This is a genomic window from Streptomyces sp. NPDC058001 (assembly GCF_042886315.1).
Lineage (GTDB): Bacteria > Actinomycetota > Actinomycetes > Streptomycetales > Streptomycetaceae > Streptomyces.
In genome coordinates, this window is record NZ_JBHVQT010000026.1 from 1 (window position 1) to 24,015 (window position 24,015).

General features: G+C 70.8%; 20 protein-coding genes, 1 tRNA gene and 2 pseudogenes. 8 read left to right on the forward strand and 15 right to left on the reverse strand.

Going from position 1 to position 24,015, the window contains the following annotated elements; all coding sequences use genetic code 11:
- Positions 1–219: 219 nt before the first annotated feature.
- The 3 genes and pseudogenes from ACFVT5_RS41790 to ACFVT5_RS41800 all read left to right on the forward strand — a co-directional run bounded on the left by ACFVT5_RS41790 (position 220) and on the right by ACFVT5_RS41800 (position 2,041).
- Positions 220–1,000: pseudogene (locus ACFVT5_RS41790) on the forward strand (IS5 family transposase).
- Between the two features lie 53 nt (positions 1,001–1,053).
- Positions 1,054–1,629, forward strand: coding sequence for a GNAT family N-acetyltransferase (locus tag ACFVT5_RS41795; protein ID WP_389899388.1), 576 nt, complete (start codon positions 1,054–1,056; stop codon positions 1,627–1,629).
- Positions 1,630–1,813: 184 nt separating this feature from the next.
- Entirely contained in the window at positions 1,814–2,041 is a 228-nt protein-coding gene (locus ACFVT5_RS41800; RefSeq protein WP_389899390.1) for a hypothetical protein, read from the forward strand.
- Between the two features lie 969 nt (positions 2,042–3,010).
- Here the strand turns inward: ACFVT5_RS41800 and ACFVT5_RS41805 are convergent.
- Positions 3,011–4,204, reverse strand: a complete 1,194-nt coding sequence (locus tag ACFVT5_RS41805) for an alpha/beta hydrolase family protein (protein WP_389899392.1) — start codon at positions 4,202–4,204, stop codon at positions 3,011–3,013.
- A gap of 168 nt (positions 4,205–4,372) precedes the next feature.
- Here ACFVT5_RS41805 and ACFVT5_RS41810 point away from each other — a divergent pair, with 168 nt between their 5' ends.
- Positions 4,373–5,509, forward strand: a complete 1,137-nt coding sequence (locus ACFVT5_RS41810; protein ID WP_389899394.1) for a histidine kinase — start codon at positions 4,373–4,375, stop codon at positions 5,507–5,509.
- The gene (locus ACFVT5_RS41815) at positions 5,506–6,198 is read left to right on the forward strand and encodes a response regulator (protein WP_389899395.1); all 693 of its coding nucleotides are present in this window, start codon (positions 5,506–5,508) and stop codon (positions 6,196–6,198) included. The genes ACFVT5_RS41810 and ACFVT5_RS41815 overlap by 4 nt, the downstream gene beginning before the upstream one ends.
- Positions 6,199–6,394: 196 nt before the next feature.
- Here ACFVT5_RS41815 and ACFVT5_RS41820 read toward each other — a convergent pair.
- The 4 genes and pseudogenes from ACFVT5_RS41820 to ACFVT5_RS41835 form a co-directional block, all read right to left on the reverse strand.
- Positions 6,395–7,522: pseudogene (locus tag ACFVT5_RS41820) on the reverse strand (carboxylesterase family protein); the annotation flags it as partial.
- A gap of 657 nt (positions 7,523–8,179) precedes the next feature.
- A complete protein-coding gene (gene selB, locus ACFVT5_RS41825; protein WP_389899397.1) occupies positions 8,180–9,967 on the reverse strand; it encodes a selenocysteine-specific translation elongation factor in 1,788 nt (595 codons plus the stop codon).
- Positions 9,968–9,969: 2 nt separating this feature from the next.
- Positions 9,970–11,289: an L-seryl-tRNA(Sec) selenium transferase gene (selA, locus tag ACFVT5_RS41830; protein WP_389899399.1), complete on the reverse strand. Its 1,320-nt coding sequence runs from the start codon at positions 11,287–11,289 to the stop codon at positions 9,970–9,972.
- A 23-nt stretch (positions 11,290–11,312) separates the two neighbouring features.
- Positions 11,313–11,406 (reverse strand) — tRNA-Sec (locus ACFVT5_RS41835).
- Positions 11,407–11,462: 56 nt separating this feature from the next.
- Here ACFVT5_RS41835 and selD point away from each other — a divergent pair.
- Complete coding sequence (gene selD, locus ACFVT5_RS41840) at positions 11,463–12,506, forward strand: selenide, water dikinase SelD (protein WP_389899401.1); 1,044 nt, start codon at positions 11,463–11,465, stop codon at positions 12,504–12,506.
- Positions 12,507–12,562: 56 nt separating this feature from the next.
- Here selD and ACFVT5_RS41845 read toward each other — a convergent pair whose 3' ends face one another.
- From ACFVT5_RS41845 to ACFVT5_RS41885, 9 genes are all read right to left on the reverse strand, one after another.
- A complete protein-coding gene (locus tag ACFVT5_RS41845) occupies positions 12,563–13,501 on the reverse strand; it encodes a penicillin-insensitive murein endopeptidase (RefSeq protein ID WP_389899403.1) in 939 nt (312 codons plus the stop codon).
- A 46-nt stretch (positions 13,502–13,547) separates the two neighbouring features.
- Complete coding sequence (locus ACFVT5_RS41850) at positions 13,548–15,296, reverse strand: glycoside hydrolase domain-containing protein (RefSeq protein WP_389899405.1); 1,749 nt, start codon at positions 15,294–15,296, stop codon at positions 13,548–13,550.
- Between the two features lie 49 nt (positions 15,297–15,345).
- On the reverse strand, positions 15,346–16,080 hold the full coding sequence (locus ACFVT5_RS41855) for a D-Ala-D-Ala carboxypeptidase family metallohydrolase (protein ID WP_389899406.1): 735 nt from the start codon (positions 16,078–16,080) through the stop codon (positions 15,346–15,348).
- Positions 16,081–16,431: 351 nt separating this feature from the next.
- Positions 16,432–16,935, reverse strand: a complete 504-nt coding sequence (locus ACFVT5_RS41860) for a hypothetical protein (protein WP_389899408.1) — start codon at positions 16,933–16,935, stop codon at positions 16,432–16,434.
- A gap of 72 nt (positions 16,936–17,007) precedes the next feature.
- The gene (locus tag ACFVT5_RS41865) at positions 17,008–17,196 is read right to left on the reverse strand and encodes a hypothetical protein (RefSeq protein ID WP_389899410.1); all 189 of its coding nucleotides are present in this window, start codon (positions 17,194–17,196) and stop codon (positions 17,008–17,010) included.
- The gene (locus tag ACFVT5_RS41870; protein ID WP_389899412.1) at positions 17,197–18,114 is read right to left on the reverse strand and encodes a peptidoglycan-binding protein; all 918 of its coding nucleotides are present in this window, start codon (positions 18,112–18,114) and stop codon (positions 17,197–17,199) included. It abuts the gene before it with no gap.
- The gene (locus ACFVT5_RS41875; protein ID WP_389899413.1) at positions 18,111–18,629 is read right to left on the reverse strand and encodes a hypothetical protein; all 519 of its coding nucleotides are present in this window, start codon (positions 18,627–18,629) and stop codon (positions 18,111–18,113) included. The genes ACFVT5_RS41870 and ACFVT5_RS41875 overlap by 4 nt, the downstream gene beginning before the upstream one ends.
- Positions 18,626–19,240, reverse strand: coding sequence for a MauE/DoxX family redox-associated membrane protein (locus ACFVT5_RS41880; RefSeq protein WP_389899415.1), 615 nt, complete (start codon positions 19,238–19,240; stop codon positions 18,626–18,628). The genes ACFVT5_RS41875 and ACFVT5_RS41880 overlap by 4 nt, the downstream gene beginning before the upstream one ends.
- A 7-nt stretch (positions 19,241–19,247) precedes the next feature.
- Positions 19,248–19,949 carry a hypothetical protein gene (locus tag ACFVT5_RS41885; protein WP_389899416.1) on the reverse strand — a complete coding sequence of 234 codons (702 nt, stop codon included), beginning with the start codon at positions 19,947–19,949 and terminating at the stop codon, positions 19,248–19,250.
- A gap of 888 nt (positions 19,950–20,837) precedes the next feature.
- On the opposite strand from ACFVT5_RS41885, the gene ACFVT5_RS41890 reads away from it, so the two are divergent.
- Positions 20,838–21,191 (forward strand): LysR substrate-binding domain-containing protein, encoded by a 354-nt coding sequence (locus ACFVT5_RS41890; RefSeq protein ID WP_389899418.1) that lies wholly within the window; start codon positions 20,838–20,840, stop codon positions 21,189–21,191.
- A gap of 173 nt (positions 21,192–21,364) precedes the next feature.
- Here the strand turns inward: ACFVT5_RS41890 and ACFVT5_RS41895 are convergent, their stop codons facing one another.
- Positions 21,365–22,531 (reverse strand): FAD-dependent monooxygenase, encoded by a 1,167-nt coding sequence (locus ACFVT5_RS41895; protein ID WP_389899420.1) that lies wholly within the window; start codon positions 22,529–22,531, stop codon positions 21,365–21,367.
- A 464-nt stretch (positions 22,532–22,995) separates the two neighbouring features.
- On the opposite strand from ACFVT5_RS41895, the gene ACFVT5_RS41900 reads away from it, so the two are divergent.
- A complete protein-coding gene (locus ACFVT5_RS41900; RefSeq protein ID WP_389899421.1) occupies positions 22,996–23,772 on the forward strand; it encodes a hypothetical protein in 777 nt (258 codons plus the stop codon).
- The last annotated feature ends 243 nt before the right edge of the window (positions 23,773–24,015 follow it).

Below are 24,015 nucleotides of genomic sequence, written 5' to 3' on the forward strand. Positions count from 1 at the left end.
AAGACGCTCGACTGGGATAACCCAGCCGAGCGCCTACGTGATCTACTGACCGCCTGAATCTGGATCGGTGTTGCGACGATCACTAGAACCCAAGCACTTGTCGGGGGCCCGCCGTCGTTCACCTCAAGGTCGGCACACCGCACAGTTGCCGAAGCTAAGAGGTCATCTCAACTGGCTTGATCGTTAGGCTGGCCGCCATGATGGCGATGGTGGAACGGTCTGGTGCCGACGGGGTTGTGGGAGCTGTTCCAGCGGGTGGTTCCGGCTGCTCCAGTACGCCCTCAGGACGGTGGCCAGCGTAGGTACGGGGACCGACAGGTGCTGGCGGCCATCGTGTTCGTGGCCATGACGGGCTGCACGTGGCGGCAACTACCGTCGGATTTCGGTCCTTCTGGGACGACTCAGCACAGGCGGTTCACCGAGTGGAGCCGGGCCCGGGTATGGGGCAAGCTCCACCGCTTGGTCCTGGACGAACTCGGCGCGCGCGGCGCCTTGGACTGGTCGCGGTGTGCGATCGACTCGGTCAACATGTGGGCAAAAGGGGGTACCTCACTGGCCCGAATCCCGTAGATCGCGGTAAGAAAGGATCAAAAATCCATTTGATCACTGAGCGGACCGGTCTACCCCTGTCCATCGACATCTCCGCCGCGAACACCCACGACAGTCAGGGCCTGGAGCCTCTGGTGCGAGGAATCCCGCCGATCCGGTCCCGGCGCGGCTCCCGTCGGCGACAGCCCGCCAAGCTCCACGGTGACAAGGGCTACGACTATGAACGCCTGCGCCGATGGCTCCGCTCCCGGAGCATCACTCCGCGCATCGCTCGCAGGGCATCGAGTCCTCCCAGCGGCTGGGCCACCGCCGTTGGACCGTGGAGCGCACGGTGGCATGGCTCGCCGGATGCCGCCGCCTGCACCGCCGCTACAAGCGCAAGGCAGAACACTTCCTGGCCTTCGCCGGGATCGCCGCCGCCCTGATCTGCTACCGCCGTCTTGCCAGGTAGACGGTCCACCAGTTCTCTGTATCCCGTTGCAGCGGGCCGTTTTGCGGACCAGCATGGCCGTCATGGAGCGGCCACGGCAGATCATCGAGTGCGGAGACTTCGTCCTGCGATGTTGGCGGGGGCAGAGCGACTTCGCTCCGGCATTCAAGTTGATCGAGGAGTCTCTGGACCACTTGCGCCCCTGGGAGTCGTGGGTCGCCCGTCACAGCGCGAAGAGCACCCGCGAGTTCCTCGCGACGTCAGAGTCGAAGTGGACAAGCGGTGACGTGTACAACTACGCCATCGCCAAAAACGGCACTCTCATTGGCATGTGCCAGACCTACCGTGGGGCCGAGCCTCAAGGCCGGCGCCTGGGGTACTGGTTGCACCCTGCCGCAACTGGCCAGGGCATAGCTACCAGAGCAACGGCGGCCATGGTCACCGAGATGTTCACCCTGCCGGACGTGGAGTACCTGGAAATCGCGCACGACCTATCCAACACCTCCAGCGCCGCGATACCGCGCCGGTTGGGCTTCACCGAAGTCCTGCGTGAACAGGGAACACCGCCCGCAGTACCCTCCGGCAGCGGGATCGTCGTGGTCTGGCGGCTGAACCGTCCTACGCCGCTCGTTAACACTCCCTGCCCATAACCATCCGAACCGACCGAGCTCAGTTCCAGTCTCTTCGGCACCAAACGAGACGACCTCTACAGTTTGTTACACAAGGCTCTGAGCTGGGCATCTCATCTGTATGGCCGGGGTGTTAAGGGCTGAGCGGTTGTGGGTGGAGACGTTCACCGGGCTGCGGGTGCGGAAGGGCCGGGACGATGCTCGCATGACCGGGCTGAGCAGCGTCGGCCTCGCCCGCCAGGCCCTGGTCGCCGCCCGTGCAGCGGCACGGCACTACGACGGCGGCCAGAAGACCAAGCAGCGGCAGCAGCCGCGCCCGGTTCGTACAGTGCGCCGGGACCGGCGCGAGCTGATGGATCCGGGGCGGCGACCGGTGCGCCGGTCCGACCCGCGGCCCGCGATCCGCCGCTCCCCGGCATCGCGAAAAAGCTGACCATCAAGGCCGGGAAGAACGCGGGCAAGCACCCCTCGGTCGCCTCGCTGTACCGGGCGCTCGCAGAGGCCGAGGCCGTCACCGCGGACAGCGTCCTGGCGCTGCGGAGCAAGCCCGTACGCAAGGACAAGACCGCCCCCGTCCTCGAAGCAGCTTTCCAGGCCACCACCGACCACTGGGGCAACGCCAACTTCCACGTCAGCTTCTCCCACCTGGACCCCGGCACCTACGAGGCCGTCCTCAACGGGCAAGACCGTCAAGGAACGCGGCTGCATGGGGGGCCGCGAAGGCGCCACCGCGTTCTGTGGGCCAGCCGGCATCGCCGCCGGCAACTACTCCACCGTCCAGCCCTGCCCCATCCGTCTGGCCATCACCATCTGACCCGCGCGCCTGTGACCTGGGTGCGGCCCCGGCCACAGGCAAGACCAGCCCCCACACCGCCCGCCGACTGCGGACCGAACTGCTGCGCCGACATGCGGCGCGAGCCACCCTGCGCATTTGCGGAGAAGCCCGCAACCCACGCCGAACTCGAAGCCATAAGTGCGCATCGCCGCGGGTTCCCGGGCAGCGTCCTTCGCGATTCGGCGACCCGTCGGTTTCCGGGCAGCCGGGCAGCTGATCCGGCCGCTGATCCGCACGCTGCTTCCCCCAGACGAGGAAGCCGTCGCGTGCCTGCCGCGGATGGTGATGCCCGGCGACCCGGGAGTCGAGGTGGAGCCCCCAGCCGTGCACGGGTGTCACCGCCTGCCTCGTCGGCGTCGCGGCGAGCAACCTCGGCGCGGACGAGGAAGGAAGACGGCTTCCTGGCCACCGGAGACCGTCACCGACAGCAACCGACAGCAACCGCGTCAGCAAGGCCGCTTCCGGCCGGAACGAAGGAGCCGCCCCAGGGCGCGCCATCCGCGTGGTGTCCGGGTGAAGCGGACGCCGGGCCCGGCGCGGTATGCCTGCGGTGCGGTCGTGAGACTTTCACCTGGTGTGGCCGACCTCCGGGAAGTCGGGTGAGGGGCCGTCGAGCAGCCGCCCCCGGTCGCGAAGGTGGAGGTCGAAGAAGGCCCGCGGGTAGGCGCGTTGGAACGCCTGCGCCCGGTGCCGGGGAATTGTCCCGACGTCTGTCTCCAAGTCGTGCGGGGACATGCCCAGGAGAGGGGCGATCAGCGGGAGAATCAGCACGTCGTCGCCGAACGCCTGGTGCGCGGCTCCCCGCACGGTGAGGCAGAGCCGCCAGCCGCGCAGACGCGACCAGAACGCGCGCAGGGCGGGATTGTTGTCCATGCCGCCCTTCCCCGGGGTGTCCACGACCAGGAACGGGCGGTCGAGCCCGGCGTCCACCACGGGGCCCGCCGCGCCTCCGTCCAAGCTCGCTCCCGCCGTGATCCGCCCGTCGGTGAACATCGTGGCAGCGGTGGTGGCTCCGCCCAGGGAGTGGCCGAGCATCCCGACTCGCCGCAGGTCGAGCGTTCCGGGCAGGCCCGCGGGCAGCGGGGTGCGACAGACACCGGGGCGCCCGCTCGACCGGAGCACGGCGAGCCGGTCGAGGACGAACCGGATGTCGGCGGTGCGGACCGAGAGGGCCTTGGCGTAGTCGCTGATCCCGCCCGCGGGATTCATTTCGACCCGGCCACCGGGGAACTCGACCACCGCCGCGTCGTAGGTGTGGTCGACGGTGACCACCAGATAGCCGTGGCTGGCCAGGTCTTCCACGATGCCGGTGCCGAACGAGCGTGACGCGTTCGCGCCGGGAGAGTACAGCACGACGGGCAGGGGGCCCGGCGGGCCGCCTGCGGGAGCGCCCTCGTGCGCATGGGCGCGTCCCAGGCGCACCCGGCCGGGAGGCAGACCGAGGAAGCTCAGATACCGGTCGGCCGCCGCCGGCGGCATCCAGGGAACGGCGGGACGGATCGGACCGCCGCGAGCGGGGTACCAGATGCTGATCATCAACTGGCGGCAGGGGCGGGAGGGCACCCAGGGGTCCGGCCGTGTGGTGTCGGCCAGGTGGAACGAGACTGTGCCCAGCGGGTACGGGCCGCTCGGGGCCGGCAGTTGGAACCGCACGGGTTCCTCCTCCCGTGGTCGCGCGACGGCCGCCGAAGCGAGCAGGCCCGGGATCGCGGCGGCGGTGACCAGCCCGGCGCACGAGGTCAGAAGTGTTCTCCGGTTCATGCACTCCACTGTTCCGGCCGATGGGCCCGCCGGCTTCGTCCCCGGGCAGGAACCCGGTGTCAGCCCAGGAGGGTACGGCGGGCATCAGCCGCGCGGATGACTCAGCCCCTGAGATGACGTCCTCCGGGCTGACCGGCCCCGGGTCCCCCCATGGATAGCGTGGCGGTCATGGACGACGGGGAGTGGCGGCCGCTGGTGGCCGGACGTCTGCGGAAGGGGCACTGGCACGGCGTGGACACCGTCGCGGCCGTGCTCCTCGCCCTGGCGTTCGCCGCGAGCGAGACGCGGGGCGGCTGGGACACGGCCACCGTGGCGGCGGCGGTCTGGCTGCCGGTCGCGGTGCGGCGCCGGTGGCCCGTCCCGGTGTTGTACACAGTCCTGGCCGGAGCGGTCTGCGCCCTGGCGTTCACCGGCTGGGAGGAGTCATGGATCCCCGTCGGGGTCGCCCTGTACACGGTGGCGGCGCAGGAATCGCAGCGCCGCTCCGCGACGGCACTCGGCTGTTCGCTGGGCGCCGTCACGGCGGCCATGATCCTGATACCACGACCGGTCCCGGCGCCCGAGGCCGCCTCAGGCGCCGTCTTCGCGTCGCTGCTGATGACCCTGCCCTGGCTGATCGGCACCGCTCTCAGAGAGCAGCGGTCGTACGCGGAACTCGCCGCCCGGCAGGCCGTGGCCAACGAGCGCCTGCGGATCGCCCGGGAACTCCACGACGTGGTCGCCCACCATCTGACCGTCATCACGGTACGGGCCGAGATCGCCCGCGCGGTCACCTCCAGCAGCCCGCAGGAAACCGAGCGGACCCTCACACTGGTCGGGACCGCAGGGCGGACAGCTCTCACCGAGATGCGGCGCATGCTCGGCGTCCTGCGAACCCCCCGGGACGGAACCGAGCTGGGAACCGCCCCCGGCCTGGCGGACCTGATCACGCTCACGGGCGACGCGGGCCCGCGAGTGGAACTGTCCGCCGACCCGGATCCGCCACTCCCCCCGGGCGTGGAACTGACGGTCTACCGGATCGTTCAGGAAGCCCTCACCAATGTGGTCAAGCACGCGGGATCGGCGGACTGCCGGGTGACCCTGTCCCGGACGGACCCCGAAACCGTCGAGATCGAGATCGTCAACGACGCACCGCCCCGGCTCCCCCCACGGCTCCCCGGACGGCGGCCCGGCGGCGGGCACGGGCTGACCGGGATGCGGGAACGGGCAGCCATGTGCGGTGGAGTCCTCTCCGCCGGCCCTATGGCCACAGGCGGCTTCCGGGTGCACGCACGGCTGGCCTGCGGACGGGGGACAGCCCGGTGAACCCGCCGATCCGGGTCCTTCTCGCCGATGACCAGGCGCTGTTGCGGACAGGCTTCCGGCTGCTCATCGAAAGCGTGCCGGACCTCACCGTGGCGGGCGAGGCCGCCAGCGGCGACCAGGCCGTCGATCTCGCGCTGCGACTGCGGCCCGACGTCGTGCTGATGGACATCCGGATGCCGGGCACCGACGGCCTGGAGGCCACCCGGCGCATCTGCGCGGACCCGGACGCCGCTGGCACCCGTGTGCTCGTGCTGACCACGTTCGATCTGGACGAGTACGTGTACGCGGCGCTCCGCGGCGGAGCCAGCGGATTCCTCCTCAAGGACATCCTCCCCGCCGATCTGCTGACCGCACTGCGGGTGGTCGCCTCCGGCGACGCTCTGCTCGCGCCCACCGTCACCCGCCGTCTGATCCGCGAGTTCGCCGGACACCATGAGCCACGCCCCCGACTCGCCCAGGAACTGTCGGGCGTGACCCCAAGGGAACAGGAAGTGCTCCGCCTGGTAGCCCGGGGCCTGCCCAACCGCGTCATCGCCGAACACCTCGGACTGAGCATCGCCACCGTCAAAACACATGTGAGGCGGCTGCTGGCCAAACTCCACGCCCACGACCGGACCCAGCTGGTCGTCATCGCCTACGAAACGGGCCTCGTCTCCGCCACAAGCGGCAACCACCCATCCACCCACTGACACCCCGCCACCAGGCACGTAATGCCATCGGCCCGCCGACCCGGACACAGGCATGCCCAGCACGCGGGCGAAAATCACCAACTGCCGCCGTCCGCCATGGACAGCCAACAACTCCCCGACCACGCCCGGCGGCCAAGGAGGCGCTCGAAGCCCTCACCTTCGAGTTCGATTCGTGGTGCCAAGGTGGTTCCCCAGTTCACGGACACAGGACTGGAAACTCGGCCTTGACCCAAAGAGCACGGATAGCGGCGGACTTATCGTCGGTGGGGGCATCGTCGGTGCTCCAAATTTTGGCCTGGGTGGAGTTGTTGACGGATGGCCAGCCCGGATTTCCGGTGGTAGCGAAATCGGCCCACGCGCGCACCATGCGACGTGCCAGTCCAAAGTCCGCGTAGGTGGGTACGCCGCCTATGAGGAATGCCAGGCAGTCGCTGTCGGGGTTGCCGAAGGCGAAGGGGATGTCCGCACAGTGCCAGGCCCGCACGACTCCGTCCGGGCCGGTGCGCCGGCGATCGAAACGCGACAGGAACGCCCGGCCGCCGGCTTGGGCGTGAAGCTCGACGAGTCGGTTGCTGTACTCGCCGAACAATAGATCACCGAAGACGGCAAGGTAGACGTCGAGCAACGGGGCATGGGGCATCGCAGCGCGATAGCCGAGCACCAGGCCGTCAGGGAGACTGAAGTGTTCGGCGAAGAGGGCCAACTGTTCGTCGGTGGCGATCTTCGCGCTGCTTCCGACGGCGTCGAGCAACCAGTACTCCTCCGTGGTGTGGCAGACCAGCAGGTCCACGCCCCCGGGTCGCGCCGGCGGCCATCCTCGTGAGGGGGTCGGTGGGCAGGACATCGCCGTCAAGGACGGGGGCGTACAGCGAGGGATCGTAGTGACGGGATCCGGACGCGGGGTTCCGCCGGTAGTCGTCGACCACTTGGTCGGAGGCGGTGATCAGGGCCTGCGGAGTCGCAGATGTCAGGCCCTCGGGTGTGGCCGGGCAGCGCGCCGCCGCAGCGACCTCGCGGGTGGTTGCCGCAGCGATTTCGAGCGTGTAGTAAGGGCTGGCGGGGCTGTGGACGGTGGCACGGTGGAACAGGCCACGGGCGCGTTCCATCACCATCAGGCAGGCAACCGAAGCGGCCCCGGAGGACTGGCTGGCGACCGTGACGTTGCCCGGATCGCCACAAAGGCGGCGATGTTGTCACGAACCCAGGGCAGGGCGGCGACCTGGTCGAGCAGGCCCCGGTTGTCCGGGTAGACGGCTGCTTCGGCGGCGGGGATGTGGCCGAAGCCTTCGAAGCCGAGCCGGTAGTTGAGGGTGACCGGTGTCAGGGCGGTGGCGTGGTGCTCGCCCTTGCCGACGTCCAGGCCCAAATAGACGTCGACGGTCTCGTTCTCGGTCACGCGATCCTGACTCCCCAGCTCCACACCATCCCGGCCTACCTGCGGCATCAGCGTGCCGGCATCCACGTTACGGAGAGCTGCCTTACCCGGTGCGGGCTCGGCGCTCATGTCTCTGATCAGCGGTCTGCCAATGCCTCCGAGCCCGGTGACAGCACCCTTTCGATCACGACTGACGGGCGACCGGAATCATGCCGGGACCGGAGGCCGGGAGCCCCATTGCGGGGCCACGAAGAAGGTGACGGGGACCACATCGGCCCCTCGCCCGTCGATCGGGCCCTCCCGGGCTCGGTTGGGGTGTCGATGTGGTGGCCGTGTGCTTCCAGGGGTGGGCGGACTTCCTGTTCCGCGCGGCTGACGGTCATGGCGGTGACGCCGAAGAGTTGGCCCAGGAGGTCCAGGGTGGCGAGTTCGCGCGGGCTGGCGGGATTCCGCTCGGGTCCCGGTAGCTGAGCGGCGGCAACATGACCCTGTCGGCGCCGGGCAGTTGCATCGCTGTGGCGATCCGTGTGTCGGCGTTGACGTGCTTGAAGCCCGCGTACGTGCACTGGTTGGTGTGGAGTCCGGAGCACAAGGGAACGCGCGGGTTCAGGACGGTGTGGTGACCGGCGCCGGTCGGCCGGGGCGCTCGCACCGGCGGCGCTTGTCGGGGAGCAGCTGGGTAATGCCCTGACCGTCGCAGTGCTCCAGCAGGGGAACGGTGACGCGTCGGGTGGTGTCCAGGGCACGGCTCGCCGTTCCCACGGTGAACGGCTGGTCGAGTTCGCTCAGCCGCTCGGCCGCCAGCCGGGGGGCGTCCGGTAGCAGCACCACGTGTTCCGCGAGTCGCAGTACTGCTCCGTGGCGGACCGCCGTGGCGAGTTCGCGGCGACCGAAGCCGAGTTCCGTGAGCTGCTGGGCGTGGGGCGCGGCGAAGGGCCGGCGGGCCAGCTCCGTGGTGAGTCGGTGCACCGCGTCCGCTACAGCGGCGGGCAGCGCCGCGGGCCCGGCGGTCACGCGCCCGCGGCTCATCCGCAGGGGCGGCGTGACCAGTGCCTCCACCAGGGAGGCGGCCGGCAGCCCAAGACGGTGCCGAGCGGCCTCCACCGGCATGCCCTCCTCGGTGGGCCGCTCGGAGCGGTACGCGGTGACCAGTTCGGCCAGCCGGGCGCTCAGGGCGGCCCAGTGGGCGGGGTCCGCGAGCCAGTCGCCCGCGACCGGCGTGGTGTGGACGGCCACCCCCATCGCGGTCAACTCCCCGCGCCTGACCAGCAGCCGACGCCGTAGCTCGGCCGCCTCGCCCGGAGTGCCGCGAGCGTCGCCGAGTTCGGCCGCGCGCCGTGCCGCGGAGCCGCGGAGCCGCAGTTCCGGTGGCTGGGGGTCGAGCACCGTCAGGCCGGCCAGCACACGCCGCAGACCGGGATCACGCAGCACCGCGCGGTCACCGATACGGAGCGGCAGTGGCGCCGGAAGGGTCAGCCGGACGACGTCCGTACCGAGCGGCCGTACGCGTACGGGCACGGCCGCCGAGCCGATGTGGGCGACAGCGGTGCGGGGCAGCGCCGCGGCCGGTGTTCCGCCGTGGACGCGCACGTCGCAGCGGAGGCAGGGAAGGAAGCTGTCGGGGGTGAGCAGGGCGTCGCCGCGGCCCGTCGACTCCTTGTCGAGGTCCCTGACGTTGACGGCGACCCGGGCGGTGGCCCGCACCAGATCGGTCTCCTCGCCGAGGGCCTGCAAAGCCCTGACGCGCACGGTACGGCCGGTCTTGGCGGTCACCAGGACGTCGCCCCGGCGGAGGCGCCCCGCACCGAGCGTGCCGGTGACCACCAGCCCGCTGCCGCGCACGGTGAAGGACCGGTCGATCCACAGCCGCACCGGGGAGTCGGCGTCCCCGTCCGGCAGCCGCGCGGCCAGTCGGCCGAGGGCGGCGCGCAAGTCCGCGAGGCCCGCGCCGGTGCGGGCACTGACGGCCACGGCCTCGACGCCGCCGAGAGTGCTGGACCAAATCCGGTCCTGTGCCTGCGCCGTGGCGGGGCGGGGGTCGGCCAGATCGCAGCGGGTGACGGCGAGCAGTCCATGCCGTACACCCAGGGCGTCCACGGCGGCGAGGTGCTCGGCGGACTGCGGCTTCCAGCCTTCGTCGGCGGCGACGACGAACAGCACGGCGGGCACGGGGCCCACGCCGGCCAGCATGGTGGGGACGAACCTCTCGTGTCCCGGGACGTCGACGAACGCGAGCCTTTCACCCGATGGCAGATCCGTCCACGCGAAGCCCAGGTCGATGGTCAGACCACGGCGCCGCTCCTCTGCCAGCCGGTCCGGGTGGCTGCCCGTCAGCGCGTGGATCAGTGTGCTCTTGCCGTGGTCGACATGCCCCGCCGTCGCAATGACCCGCATGGTCACAGCCCCGCCGCGCGCAGCACCGCGGCAAGGATGTCGCCGTCGCACGCCTGCGGTACGCACCGCAGGTCCAGAAGCAGTCGGCCGCGCACCACCCGGCCGAGTACAGCCGGTTCACCGAGGCGCAGCGGCGTCGCCAAGTCGTCGGGGAGGCTGAGCGCACAGGACGGCAGGGCGGTCCCGGGGGCGCCGCCTCCTCCCACCACCGCCTCGCAGGGCACGACGTGCGCGTCCAGACCTCGGCGCGCCACGTCCTCGGCCAGGCGCAGCGTGCGGATGCGCAGCCGCGGCAGCGGCATGTGCACGGCCGCGTGCACAGGTGGCTCGGGACCGCGCAGTGTCGCTTCCAGCGCGGCCAGGGTGAACTTGTCCACGCGCAGGGCGCGGGCCAGCGGATGGCGGCGCATCCGCTCCACGACGGCGGCCCTGCCGAGGACCAGCCCCGCCTGCGGACCGCCGAGCAGTTTGTCCCCACTGGCGGTGACCAGTGTGGCCCCGGCGCTCAGGGACGTGGCCGCATCGGGCTCGTCCGGCAGCACCGGGTCGGGCGCGAGGAGACCGGAGCCGATGTCGACCACCACGGGCAGGCCCAGCGACGCCAGTTCGCCGGCGTCCACTCCCTGGGTGAAGCCGCTCACCGTGAAGTTCGACGGGTGGACCTTGAGGATGAAGCCGGTGTCCGGGCCGACGGCGTCCGCGTAGTCGGAGAGACGGGTGCGGTTGGTGGTGCCGACCTCGTGTATCCGGGCGCCGCAGGAGGCCAGCAGTTCGGGTATCCGGAAGCCGTCGCCGATCTCCACGAACTCGCCCCGGCTGAGCAGGATGTCGCGCCCCCGGGCCAGTGTCACCGCCGCCAGGGTCAGGGCGGCGGCTCCGTTGTTGACCACGTGCACATCCTCAGCGGCCGGCACCGCTTCCCGAAGGGCCGCCATGGCGCTGCGGCCGCGCGACGCCCGTCTGCCGGTTCCCAGGTCCAGCTCGACGTCCGTGTATCCACCGGCCGCCGCCATCGCCTCCAGCGCGGACCGCGACAGCGGGGCTCGTCCCAGATTGGTGTGCAGCACCACGCCGGTGGCGTTGTGCACGGGGCTCAGCCCGGCCGCGCGTGCCGGCAGCGCGGCAAGAGCGGCACGGACCGCGTCACCCGGGCCGATCCGTCCGTCGCGTACGGCCTGCTGGGCGATGGCGACCGCCGCCTTGACGATGGGCCTGCCCAACCGTGCGGACGCCTCGCTCAGCAGGGGATCGCCGAGCAGCACCGTGGCGCTCGGCACCTGCCGCCGAGTGTCCGTCGGCGGCTGCCGAACCTTGTCCGCCACCCGCGCCACCCCGATCGAAGTCAGCGGAGGCGGACGGGAATCGAACCCGCCTGGCCCGGTTTCCGGACCACACCGATTTTGAAGATCGGGAGGGGCACCAGCCCGCCCAACGCCTCCGGAGCAAGATTGTGATCGCCGCACGCTGCCGGGGCAAGGGGTGAAATGATCGTCGTATGACGACTGTTGGCCCCGCCGCCGGGTCCGCCGCGCCCGTACGGCTGACCGGGTACGCACGCGGCGGCGGCTGCGCGTGCAAGATCCCTCCGGGAGAGCTGGAGGCGATGGTCGCGGGACTGCTGCCGCCCCGGAGCCCCGGACACGCCCTGGGCGGCGACGAGGACCGGCTGCTGGTCGGACTCGACGACGGCGACGACGCCGCCGTCGTGCGCACCGGTGACGGCACCGCCCTGGTGTCGACGGCCGACTTCTTCACGCCCGTCGTCGACGACGCCCGCGACTGGGGCCGAATCGCCGCGGCCAACGCCCTGTCCGACGTCTACGCGATGGGCGGTCGGCCCCTCGTCGGGCTCAACCTGCTGGGCTGGCCCCGTGTCGTTCTGCCCACGGAGCTGGCCCGGGAGGTCCTGGCCGGAGCGCTCGACGTCGCCCGTGACGCCGGCTGCTTCGTCGGCGGCGGCCACAGCATCGACAGCCCGGAACCGCTCTACGGAATGGCCGTGACCGGCCTGGTGGATCCGGACCGGCTGCTGCGCAACGACGCCGGCCGGCCGGGTGTGCCGCTGACTCTGACCAAGCCGCTGGGTGTCGGGATACTCAACAACCGCCACAAGCGGACGGGCGAGGTCTTCGCGCACGCCGTCGCCGTCATGGCGGCGCTCAACGACAAGGCCAGTGCCGCTGCCCTGGCGGCGGGCGCCGTGTGCGCCACCGATGTGACCGGATTCGGTCTGCTCGGCCATCTGCACAAACTGGCCCGGGCCAGCGGCGTCACGGCCGTGGTGGACGCCGCCGCCGTCCCCGTGCTCGACGGCGCCCGGGAGTCGCTGCGGGCCGGGTACGTCAGCGGAGGCACCCGCCGCAATCTCGACTGGGTGCGTCCGCACCTGGACGCGGGACGGGCGAGCGACGACCAGTTACATCTGCTTGCCGACGCGCAGACCTCCGGCGGGCTGCTGGTCGCCGGGGAGATACCCGGACATCCGGTCATCGGGGAACTGGTGCCCGCCGTGGCCGGCACCACGCTGGTGATTCGCTGAGCGCTGCGGACGGCTGCGGGTCCGAGGACGAGGCCCCCGGGCCCGCGGCCCGGCCGCTACTTGTAGCGGATGTGCAGGTGGTTGTCGTGGTTCGGGTAGCTGGTGGTCAGTCCTTCCGAGATCAGCTGAGGATCGTTGAAGAAGATCAGCGCGACGTGGCCGGGGGCCTTCGCCCGGATCTCCTGCACGAGGCTGCGGGTGGCCGCGCGGTCGTAGGTGCTCGACTGCCAGGTGATACGCCCGGCGGTGCACTGCGCCGAGTCGGTGCGGATCGGCCACACGTCCATGTCCATCCCGACGTTGTGGCTGGCGTGGCCGGGTATGGCCCCGCCGTGCTCGAAGCCCGCGTCGCCGACCGGCAGTTTGCCGTTCCCGGTGGTGGCGAACGTGGCGGCGGCGGCCTCCAGTTGAGCGACGGCGCCGGCTGTCGCCCAGTGGGCGTTCGCGTTGCCGTCGGGGCTCTGTGCGCACATCGAGCCGGCACCGAAGTCGGTGTTCTCGTAGTGCCACAGCAGGTTCTGCCAGGTGGTCGGCCCGACGACGCCGTCCGCGCCGATTCCCGCATGGGACTGGAAGGTGCGGACGGCGGAGTCGGTGGCGGGTCCGAAGGCCCCGTCGGCCGAGAGGCCGGCGCCCCGCTTGGCGTTGAGCAGCGACTGGACGGCCTTCACGGCCGGCCCGTTGTCGCCCTGTCGTACGGTGATGGCGAGCGCGCCCCACGTGGCGGGGCCGACGATGCCGTCCGCGGCCAGGCCCTTGGACTGCTGGAAGCCCACCACGGCGCTCTGCGTGCCCGAGTTGAAGACGCCGTCCACCGCCACGGAGCGGCCGTGCGCGGCGAGCAGGTGCTGCAGCGCGACGACGTCGGAGCCCCGGTTGCCGTTGCTCGTCAGCGGGAACGCGGCCTGTGGGAAAGCGTTCGCGGGGACGCCCAGCCCGAAGAGCAGGCCCGCCATCGCGGTGAACAGCGTGATGATGCGTGCGAGTCGCCTCACGATTCCTGCCTCACGTTCCTGTTCGTTTCTCGGCTCACTTTCCTGCTCACTTCCCCGACTGAAGGGCGCTCCAGGTGGCGGGGCCGACGATGCCGTCGGCGCCCAGCCCGCGCGAGGACTGGTAGTCGCGTGCGGCCTGGGTGGTGCCCGGGCCGAAGGCGCCGTCGATGGCCACGGTCCGTCCGAGCGCGGCGGTCAGGGCGCGCTGCAGCCGGGTGACGGCCTCTCCCGTCGAGCCGTTCTGGATGGTCGGGGTGGATCCGCTGGACAGCAGAGCCGTCCAGGTCTTCGCGCCGACCACACCGTCCGCCCCAAGCCCCTTGCTGGTCTGGAAGTTCCGGGCGGCGGTGGTGGTGGCGGGCCCGAAGGCCCCGTCCGGGGTGCCCGGGTCGAAGCCGGCTGCCTTGAGCAGGCACTGGGCCGCCTTGACCTGGTCTCCGGACGAGCCGTTCTGGACGGTGTTGTACGCGGTGAAGTTGAAGTTCGCCCCGGTGCAACTGGGCGGGGGCACGGTGCCGTTGCCCACGTCCAGGTAGTCGCGGTCGATGGTGATCGAGTAGCCGCCGTAGGACTCCGTGACCTCACCCGCGTACTGGTGGATCCGCTGGTGGTTGGACCAGTAGGTGGACGGCACATAGGAGCCGGTGTTGGTGTCGGCGGCGCCGTTCCACCACGCGTAGAAGAGGTGGTCGACCCGTGTGTAGGCGCTGTTGTTGTACTCGCCGGCGGCGTCCTGGATGCCGGAGGCGGCGCTGGAGTAGAGGCCCGACAGATAGCCGCTGCTGTGCAGCCGCTCGGTCCAGCCGGACAGGTACGACATCACGGCCGCCTTGCAGGAGGCCGTGGAGTTGTACGCTTCGATGTCGCTGTAGATGGCGCTGCCCGCCGGGATACCGAGGTTCGACGCGGCGGTGATGGCGCCGGCCGCGGCGGTGACACCCTGGGACTTGGCCGTGGCCGGATCGGTGGAGATCTTCAGCGAGTAGCTGGTGCACGGTGCCTGGCGGCCGACGTCGATGGGGAACAGACGCCATCCGTTGTTGGTCTGGGCGGTCACCCAGCTCGCCGTCAGATTCGGCTGGGCGCAGCCCCGGAAGGAGCCACTGATGTAGACGCCGACCGCGCTGTACGGCGAACTCGCCTGCCAGGCGTTCATGGCGGCCTGCGAGGGCGCGGTACAGGCGTCGAAGCCCTTGCCGAGGTAGCTGCCCGGTTGCGGGCCGGCCGCGGCCAGGGGGGCCACGTCGGACCGCTGAGCCGCGCTGGGCAGCGCGGTGCGCTCGGCGCCTCTGGTGAGGTCGGCCGAGGCGAGAACGCCGCGCACCAGGCTCTCGGTCTGCGGGGTGTGGGCGGCGGTCACGAGGACGCCGGCGTCCTCGACCGCGATCTGGATGGTGTCGTTGCTGGACGCGGCGCTCGGGGCGGTGGCCTTGCCGCGCTGGGTTCGCGCGGTCGCCGCCGTCGCCTGGCCCGCGGAGCGGGCGGTGATGGGCTGCACGACGATGCCCGCCGTACGGCCGACGACTCCGGAGGGGCAGTCGTTCTGGTCGGCGGGCTCGCCCAGGTAGACAGCGGGTCTGTCGAACCGGAGGCAGGCGCGCGGGTTCTCGGCCAGATCGACCACCTGCCAGTCGGCGGGCACCTCGACGCGGTAGCCGTGGTAGGTGACGGTCTGCCGGCTCTCCGACGGGGAATCGGCCAGGGCGGGGCCGGGGACGGCGAACGCGCCGATACCGGCGAGCACCGCCAGCAGGGCCGTTCCGGCGCGGGCGCGCCAGGGGGTGCGGGACGACATCAGGGCACTCCAACTCGAAAGTGGGGGAGAAAATCTGAGGACTTGCGGGTCAGACGCCGCAATTGGGCGCGGACCAGGAGCGGCTGGCGCGTCCGTCCACGTGGGTGTGGTCGTTGTGGTCGGGGTAGCCGGGGCCGAAGATGCCGCCGAAGCCCTGATAGCGCGCCCGTTGGGCGAGCTGGCACAACGACGGGCTGCCGACCAGATCGGCGGCGTCGCCGTACAGATGCCGGCTGTTCGATGCGCCGCCCACCGCGTTGTTGCAGGCGGTCGAGCGGAATCCGCTGGTCACGACGAGCGGCACGTCGCCCATGGCGTGCCGCATGGCCTCCAGCTTCCACATCGTGCGCAGACCGTTGGACTTGGCCGTCGCGGCACTGACCGCACCGCCTGACCAGTCGGAGTTGCACGTGTTCAGCTCGGCGTAGGTGAAGTGGATGGGGGTGCAGTCCGGGTCCTGCAGTGCGTAGATCTTGCTGAACGTCTGGGAACCCGCGACGCCGTCCGCCGTCAGCCCGTACGCCTGCTGGAACTTGGTGACCGCTGCCTTGGTCCGCGGGCCGAAGTTGCCGTCGACGGTGAGGATCTCGCCGTAGTCGACATGCCCGGCCACCCGGATCTGCAGCTCGGTCACGTCGGAGCCCGACATGCCCTCGGACAGGGTGCGGCCCCACGTGTAGCACTCGTCGGCCTGGGCCGGGGCGGCCGTGACCAGCATGCCGCCCAAGGTGGCCGCCATGACCATGACAATAGAGAGAACAAGTTGCGTCGTACGCCTCAACATCGCACCTCCGCTATGAGTCCTTCCCGATGCCCCTCAAGAGGACTGAGGGGAGTTTGACGTCCAAGACCATCGCGTGTCCACACCGCCTTCACCTGCCACAGGATCAGACCTCCGGCACAACCGGCCCGCAGACCACGGTCGTTGCGTTCCGTGGTGCGACATGATGTTCGGCCCCGACGCGGAATCCCCGCCGCCGACCGGGGCCGGGCGAGCGCGGCGCTACCTGTTGGGCCAGGCTCGACATGCGGGAACGGATGGGGCGCGGGCGCATACGACCGCCACCATGACCGCCATGCCGGCGGGGCGGGTTCGTACAACCTCCGCGCCCTGTCACGACATCGGGCGATGACGCTATCGGAAGATCGCGCAGGCGGCAGCGGCGATCAGTGCGGAGCACAGGACGGTCATGCCCCTCAGCCGCCGCGCGAGCAGGTCGTCCCAGCGCTCCCCGTCTCCGGAGAGCCTGCGCAGAGCCGGGGTGAATGCCCGGCCCGCCCCGAAACCGAGTCCGGCCGCCAGGGCGGGCGCGTAGGAGCCCCCCGACAGCAGCACCGCGACCGCCATCGCGTACGGCGCGCTTGCCGACACGTAGGTACGCACGCCCGTACCGAGTTCGAAGCCGAACTGCAGGGCGCCGCACGCCAGATGGCGACGCAGTACGTCCTGCGGTATCTGCCGGGCGTTCTGCGGCATCCGTAGCGGCAGCTTGCCCGCGTCGCGCAGTGCGGCCAGCAGCGCGACGGCCACGATCAGCCCTTGCCGCACGTCGGCCGGGAGCGGTGTGAAGAGACCGGACAGGAGCCACAACACCCCGGCCGTCAGCACCCCGCCGACCAAGAGGCCGACGGTGAACACGCCGAGGACCAGCGCCTGTCTGTACGTTGCCCGCCAACCTGGCGAGGCCAGCGCGAACGCGCTGTTGCGCGTTCAAACCGAACCGGAGAGCGAGTAGCCGGCAAGACCGCCGGTGATCGCCCAGGTCAACACGGGGGCGTAGAGGACGGCGGCGATCGCCGCGATCCCCAGGGCCACCGCGGGCAGGGCGGGATCGGTGAGCAGCGCCCTTACGGCACGGGCGCCGCTCGGCCAGGCCACGGGACGGCCGGACTCGCTCATCTAGACGGTCCCGGTCAGTGTGAGCCAGGTGTTCTGACCGACCACACCGTCGGCGGTCAGGCCGTGCAGGGACTGGAACGAGACGACGGATTGACGTGTGAGCGAACCGAAGTTGCCGTCGACCGTCAGTGCCGAGCCGTACTTGTTGAGCTGCCGCTGCGCGCCGCGTACGGCATCGTTCACATCTCCTTGGCGCACGGTGACGACGAGTACCGGCCAGGTCGCCGGGCCGACGCTGCCCGTGGGGCTGAGTCCCTTCACCGACTGGAACGCGTCGACCTGCGCCTCGGTGTCCGGCCCGAAGATGCCGTCGGCAGTCGTCGGATGACCCTGGTGGGTGAGCAGGTGCTGGATGGTGTGGACATCGGGCCCGGTGGCGCCGCGACCGAGGGTCGGCCAGCTGATGGTGCCAGGGCAGTCACATTCGGTGGTCCAGCGGCAGATGGACTTCACCCAGCCGGAGCCGGTGTTGCGGTACCCGTCGTGGCAGCGCCGCTCGATACCGCAGCCGCAACTGCCGCAGGCCGCGCTGTAGCGCCACAGCCAGCCGTCGTAGGTACCGGCGTAGCACTGGTTGGGCCGCAGCATCCAGGTGACACCGTCCGACCGGTGGAATCCGGTGTTCGTCCCCGATGTCACGCACGCGTCGGCATAGATGGTGCTGGGCCCGCAGCCCGGGGAGCAGTTGTGGTCCGCGGCGTAACTCGGGCACGCACCGGTCCAGATGTCGTAACCGTCGGCATACGCCTGCCGGGCGGCGGTGAACACCCCCAGCGCGGCAAATCCCGCGGCGGTCGCCGCCTGCAGCATGGTGCGCCTGGACGGCGCGAAGGAGGGAAGAGCCCCGAGCCTGGCCCGGGAGCGGCGGCCACCGCTCCCGGGGCGGCGCAGCGTGGGTACGTCGTCCAATGAAGTCACGGCAGGCTCCTCGGCGTCGCGGGCTGGATGTCGTCGAGCAACCGCAACAGAGCGGTGGGTGAACCGAGCGGCTCCGAACGCGTGATCCGACCCTCCGGATCGATGGCCACCGCATAGGGGGTGGCGTGGATGTCGTAGGCCGTGAACAGCTCCGGACGGTGATCCCTGACCGGGACGACGCTCTCGTCCGCCTGCGGCCCCGCGCCCGCGTAGAGCCCGAGCATCTGCGGGACGGCGGCGCCCTGACGGACCGTCCAGGCGCCGGCCTCGGCGAGCACCTGTCCACAGGTACGGCAGTCGGCATCGAGGAAGAGCAGCAACCCGGCGCGGCCCGGCGTCAGGAGCGTCGAATCGAGGCCGGGCGCCGATACGCCGGGTGCGATGCCCACCCGCCCGGGGTGGTGCGGCTGCGTTCGTGACAGCTGGTGGACCTGCCTGATCAATCCCGAGACGACCAGCGCGAGCAGCGCGATCGCCGCCCACGAGGCGATCACGGCGCTGGTGGTGAAGTTCATCGGGTCGACACTCCTTCGGCAGTCCGGTGCACGGTGGTTCCGGTCGGCTGGTGAACAGTGGCCCCGGTCGGCGCGTGAACGGATGCCGCGCTCGGCTCGCGCAGGGCAGCGGGCAGGGACCACAGCAGCGCGGTGCAGGCACACGCGGCGAGCATCAGTGTGATCAGCTCCGCCGCGGAGAGCCGTACGGGGCCGGCCCCGGCGATGACCGTGCCGGCCAGCGCGAGCCCGGCGAGGGCCACGGCCCGCCGGGTCACCCAGTGGCTCAGGGGCACATCCTGGTGTGAACAGCCGCACGGCCCGCCGCCGCCGAGGGCGAGGACGTGCCGCGTGTAGCCGGCGTAGAGCCCGAAGAGGATCGTCCCCACGGCGAGTACGGCCTGCAGCCCCCGCTGATGACCCGTCAGCAGCGCGGCCGCGCCGACCACTCCCAAGGCGCCCTCCGCGAAGGGCAGGACGGCGGCCGCGAACCGGCGGAACCGCGGGCCCAGCACGCCGTGCGCCCGGAGCGCCTCACCCAGGGCAGCAGGACGGGCGGCGTGAGAGCTCGCACCCATGAGCAGGCTCAGTATGACGATCGAGGCGGTCAGCCCGCCGTAGAAGCCGATCACCGCCGGCTCACGCGGTGTGCCGCAGCGCGAGCCGCCCGACGAGTTCGGGCACCCGCTCGACGGAAGTCGACGCCAGCGGCACCAGCGTGGCCCAGATGTCGGTGGAGGAGAGCACGAAGAACGGGCTGCCGTCGGAGAGCGTGTCGCGGAACAGCTCACCTGACGCGACCGTCACCCCCTTCCAGGGAGGAAGTTGGGCGGTGTGCTCCTTCGTCCGCCGGGACAGTTCCAGCAGTCCGAGGCCGGGCAGCTCCTTGATCAGCGTCGCGGGCCGCGCGAAGGCGCTTCGGGCCGACAAATCCGGCTGAAGGCTGAGCCCGTACTCGCTCTCCGCGATACGCACCGCCCGGAGCAGCCCAAGCACCTCGGCCACGCTCAGGCCGTACAGCCGGGTCACGAGTGCGTGGCGCCGACCGCGCCACACAACGAGCGACGGCCGCTCCACGAGCCCCGATCGCGGCTCGCGCTCGATCGACTGGAAGACGCGCAGCGTACCCTTCTGGAAGGTGAGTTCGGAGTCGGGTGACGCGACGCCCAGGGAAGCCGCGACATCGTCCCCCAAAGAGGCCGGCCCGGCGGTGAACTCGACCAGTCGGCCACCGACCACCACCTCGACGGCCGAAGTACACGGCGACGCGAGGTCGAGATCGCCCTCCAGGTGATAAGTCCCGCCGTCGAGGGCGCGATGGGTGACGAACGATGCGACCATGTGCATCCTCCCGGGGAGGGCGGGGGGTCTGTGTGACACCGCTGCCGCAGGGGAACCTAGACAATAGTCATGCCCCTGTCAATCATGACGCAGGGCCGGCTCGGCGGTCAGGATGCGGCGGGGATCAGGGTTGTCAGGGCTCCTACGGGGCCCACGTCCGGGGTGCCTCGGGCCACCAGTGCGCCGCTGGTAGTACACACCGTCAGTCCCGACACTTGCTCGGCGAAAGTCACCTTTGAGCAGGTCGGGTTTTCGCAGTACAGGCGGCGTATGGACAAGTGGATGCGCACAGGCCAGCCTCCGGGCGTGACATCGGCGAGGCACCGTACACAGCGGCTGTGACACGACTGCACGGGCTTCGCCGGTGGTCGCTTGCGGCGAGTCCGCTCTGCGGACGGCGCCGTCGCGTGGTCGAAGACGCGCTGGCCAAGCGACGCAACCAGGTCGGTCATCCCTCTGGCCATCATGTTGACACGCCAGTCGGGGCCGCCCGGACGGTGCGGGAGCTGGCGGAGCTGATCAACCAGCTCTGCGGTCAGGCCACTCCCGGAGGGCGCCTGCCGTCGGCGTCCCTGCGCCGGGAGATTGTTGTGCTGAGCTGAAATGGCACCGGGCGGGTGCGCAGGGAGGACGCCGGAGCACTTGTCATCCCCGCCCCTTTGAAGGAGCAGGAGGAGGACAATTATCAGTACGTCGTAGGTACGGGCCATCCCCTTCAAGCCGGACATACTGGTTCGGCAATCACGTCGGCGAGCGCGCCACGTACCGCAGACAGCGCAGCGCCGAATGGGCATCAGCGGCTCCGTTGGCGGCGGCTCGTCGCGTACATCCGACGCGACCGACGCAAGGCACTGGGTTGACAGTACGGCTCACCGGCAGGGAGTGGGGATGGATCTGCGTCAGATGCTGCGCCACCGGGTCGGTGGACCTCGCCGTGGTCGCCCCGGACCGCCAGCAGCAACGCGGCCTGGCTGGGCCGTCCGCGCCGCCGTCGACCGCGCCTTCCGTGCGGCGGGCGTCGACCGGGACGCCGTCTTCGAGGTTAACGACATCGTCGCCACCTCCGAACGCGTCCGCCACGACCTCGGTGTCTGCGTGCTGCCCGAGCCCATCGCGGCCCGCTTCCCGGATCTGTCCCCGCGGCGCTTCGTCCAGCACGTCCCGCGCTGGAACGTGATGGTCGTCCACCGCGGCGGCGACCTGTCCCCGGCGGCGGGGGCGCTCCTGCCGTGGATCACCTGACAGGGAGAGAGCGAGCGACGGGAGTCCGCCGACCCGACGGTCCCCCGCACCCGCCACACCGTCGCAGTGACCCGTAGCCGTGCCCGCCGCACCGCTACCGTCAACGGGTCGTGCGGGGCCGGACGTTCCGCCGCAGACACCCGCCATGAGTCCAAGGCCACCCGCAGTTCCGGTCACGCCGCCGCGAAGAACCTCCGGCCACCCGGCGTTCCGAGCTGCGAGCGGGCCGCGAGGTCCATGCCCGCTCCGGACAGCGTGACCAGCTGGACCAGACGGTCCTCCTCCCACTGGGCCAGGCGCTCGGCGGGCAGCGGCCGGTCCGCAGCCCAGTCCCGCAACGCCGCCGCAAGGCCCGCCGCGTCACCGAACGCCTTGGAGGTACCGGACGCCGTGTGCGGCCGTACCGTTCCCGCCGCGTCGCCGATCAACGCCGCGTGGTCGGCGACCATCCGGTACGGCGCGAGGTCGAACACCGGCTGCATGAAGACGTCCGACACCTCGATCAGCCGCGTGAACTGCGGCGGCAGCGCCACCTCCGCCGTCGCCATCAGCTCCTTGCCGACCTCCGGCAGGATCTCCCCGGGCGGCAGAAACGTCGCGTACGTCCGCCCCGACCGACTCGTCAGCAGTCTGGGCAGATCCCGCTCGGCCACATTCGTGTACCAGACCCAGTTGACCCGCCGCGCCCCCTCGCTCACCTCGCCCCCGGCGCCGGGTACCAGGTAACACAGCATCTGCTGCCCCTCCGTGCCGAAGGACGTGAACCGCCCCGAGAGCAGGTCCAGCAACTCGTCCGGCACCGCCGACTCCGGCTCCAGCCCGCGCCAGGCCACATACCCGGAGTACGAAGGACGCGTCGCCGGATCGAGCAGCCGGCGCGTCGCCGAGCCGATCCCGTCCGCGCCGACCAGGAAGTTGCCCCGCGTCGCATACCCGTCCCCGAACTCCGCCGTGACCTCCGCACCCTCCACGGTGACCCGTCGCAGCCTGCTGTCCAGCTGGTAGCAGACACCGTCCAGGGGCTCGCGCAGCGTCCGGTAAAGGGTGTCCCAGGACGTCATCAACTGTGGCATCGCATAACGGTCCGGCTGCCCGTGCCGGTGCAGATACTGGCGCTCCCGCAGTTCCACGCACACCTCACCCGCCGTGACACCCAGCCGCCCCAGCAGGTCCTCGACCTCCGGCTGCATCACGATGCCCGCGCCCCGCGCCCGCATGTTCCCCGCCGACCGCTCGTACACGGCGACATCGGCGCCCACCGCCGCCAGCTCATGCGCCGCCGCGAGCCCGCCGAGGGACCCTCCGACGATCACGGCCCTGGCTGTCCTGCTCGGCTCCATCGCACGCCTTCCCGTAATCGCTCCGCCCGCACCCGCCGCCAGGCGGCGCGGTCTTACCATCCTGACCGGTCGCCCTGCCACTCGCACGGCCCTGTCCCCGCACACCCGGCAAACCCGGGCGGCTCTCATCTGCTCAAGAGATAACAGATATCGAGATCCATTGTCGGAAGCGGGGAAGCGATCCACCTCCCCCGGCGCTGACACCCCCGTGAGAGCGGCGAGCACGCCGCTCTCAGTAGGCAACCGACGAAGAAGGTCCCGTGTCCCAGTCATCCGTTCTGCAATGATCCGCACGGCAATGGACCGACGGCGCGAAGCCGAACCCCGGCTCCTCCACCGAAGTCCCGGGCTGGCTGGTCGCTCTGCTGGCCGTCGCCTCCGGCACGACCGTAACCAACCTCTACTACGCGCAGCCCCTGCTGACCTCGCTGCGCGAGGTCTTCCACGTCTCCACCTCCGCCCTCGTGCGCAAGCACCCGGCACTGCTGCGCCGCGGCCTGTACCAGGCAGCCATGTTCGCCGTGTTCAGCGCCTTCTGGACCACCGTGTCCTATCCGCTGATCGGTCCCGGCTTCCACCACTCCACCGTGGGTGTGGGCATCTTCGCCTTCGTCGGGGCGGCGGGTGCGCTGATCGCGCCGGTCGCCGGACACTGGGCCGCCCGCACGTGGGGCCGCCCGATGACGGGTGCGTCGTTCGTCGTCGCCGCCGGAGCGTTCGCCCTGGCGGGCTTCGGACAGCACAGCATCGTCGCCATCGCCATCGCCGCGATCCTGATCGACATGGTGGTGCAGACCACGCTGATCCTCGGCCAGCACACCATCTACGGCCTGGACCCCGATGCCCGTGCCCGCCTCAACTCGGTCTTCATCGCCACCTTCTTCCTCGGCGGCGCTCTCGGTTCCGAGGTCGGCTCCCTCGCCCACAAGGCGGCCGGCTGGGGCGGGGGTCAGCCTGTTCGGCGCGGTGATGCCGCTGCTGGCGCTGCTGTACTGGCTGACCGAACGGCGCTCCAGCGCGGCCGGGGACGCCACCGCGAAATGACATGGCACGGCGACGGCGACCTTGCCGCCCACCGACTCCGGTCACGTGTCCTCCCCCACCCCCGCTCGTCTCTCCCGCACGGCTTCGGGCCGGTCCTTCCTCTGTCGGAGGCACCGGCCCGAAGCCATGACAGCGACTACCACCCGGTCACCGACGCCCCGTCACAGCCCGAGGAACGCCCGTGCGTTGGAGATTAGGGTGTCCGCCGCCGGACCGTGGTCCGTGGCGAACCGCACCGGGTCGCTCTCGGCCATGTCGAAGGGACAGTCGCTGCGGCAGACAATCCCCTCCTTGGACGCGTGTCCGGCCAGCAGCCGCAGAAGATGCGGGTCGTGGGTGACCGTGTCGAAGTACAGCTCGCCGAACAGTTCGTCCGGCGGCCGGGTCGAGTCACGTCGTACGTCCGCCCGCGCGTGCCAGCCGTGCGTCCAGCGGCCCAG

Excerpts from the sequence above, each read along its gene's own strand:
- ACFVT5_RS41795 (WP_389899388.1), top strand. The coding sequence starts at position 1,054 with ATGGCCGTCATGGAGCGGCCACGGCAGATCATCGAGTGCGGAGACTTC.
- ACFVT5_RS41800 (WP_389899390.1), top strand. The coding sequence starts at position 1,814 with ATGACCGGGCTGAGCAGCGTCGGCCTCGCCCGCCAGGCCCTGGTCGCC.
- ACFVT5_RS41805 (WP_389899392.1), bottom strand. The coding sequence starts at position 4,204 with ATGAACCGGAGAACACTTCTGACCTCGTGCGCCGGGCTGGTCACCGCC.
- ACFVT5_RS41810 (WP_389899394.1), top strand. The coding sequence starts at position 4,373 with ATGGACGACGGGGAGTGGCGGCCGCTGGTGGCCGGACGTCTGCGGAAG.
- selB (WP_389899397.1), bottom strand. The coding sequence starts at position 9,967 with ATGCGGGTCATTGCGACGGCGGGGCATGTCGACCACGGCAAGAGCACA.
- selD (WP_389899401.1), top strand. The coding sequence starts at position 11,463 with ATGACGACTGTTGGCCCCGCCGCCGGGTCCGCCGCGCCCGTACGGCTG.
- ACFVT5_RS41850 (WP_389899405.1), bottom strand. The coding sequence starts at position 15,296 with ATGTCGTCCCGCACCCCCTGGCGCGCCCGCGCCGGAACGGCCCTGCTG.
- ACFVT5_RS41855 (WP_389899406.1), bottom strand. The coding sequence starts at position 16,080 with ATGTTGAGGCGTACGACGCAACTTGTTCTCTCTATTGTCATGGTCATG.
- ACFVT5_RS41865 (WP_389899410.1), bottom strand. The coding sequence starts at position 17,196 with ATGAGCGAGTCCGGCCGTCCCGTGGCCTGGCCGAGCGGCGCCCGTGCC.
- ACFVT5_RS41875 (WP_389899413.1), bottom strand. The coding sequence starts at position 18,629 with ATGAACTTCACCACCAGCGCCGTGATCGCCTCGTGGGCGGCGATCGCG.
- ACFVT5_RS41885 (WP_389899416.1), bottom strand. The coding sequence starts at position 19,949 with ATGGTCGCATCGTTCGTCACCCATCGCGCCCTCGACGGCGGGACTTAT.
- ACFVT5_RS41890 (WP_389899418.1), top strand. The coding sequence starts at position 20,838 with ATGGATCTGCGTCAGATGCTGCGCCACCGGGTCGGTGGACCTCGCCGT.
- ACFVT5_RS41895 (WP_389899420.1), bottom strand. The coding sequence starts at position 22,531 with ATGGAGCCGAGCAGGACAGCCAGGGCCGTGATCGTCGGAGGGTCCCTC.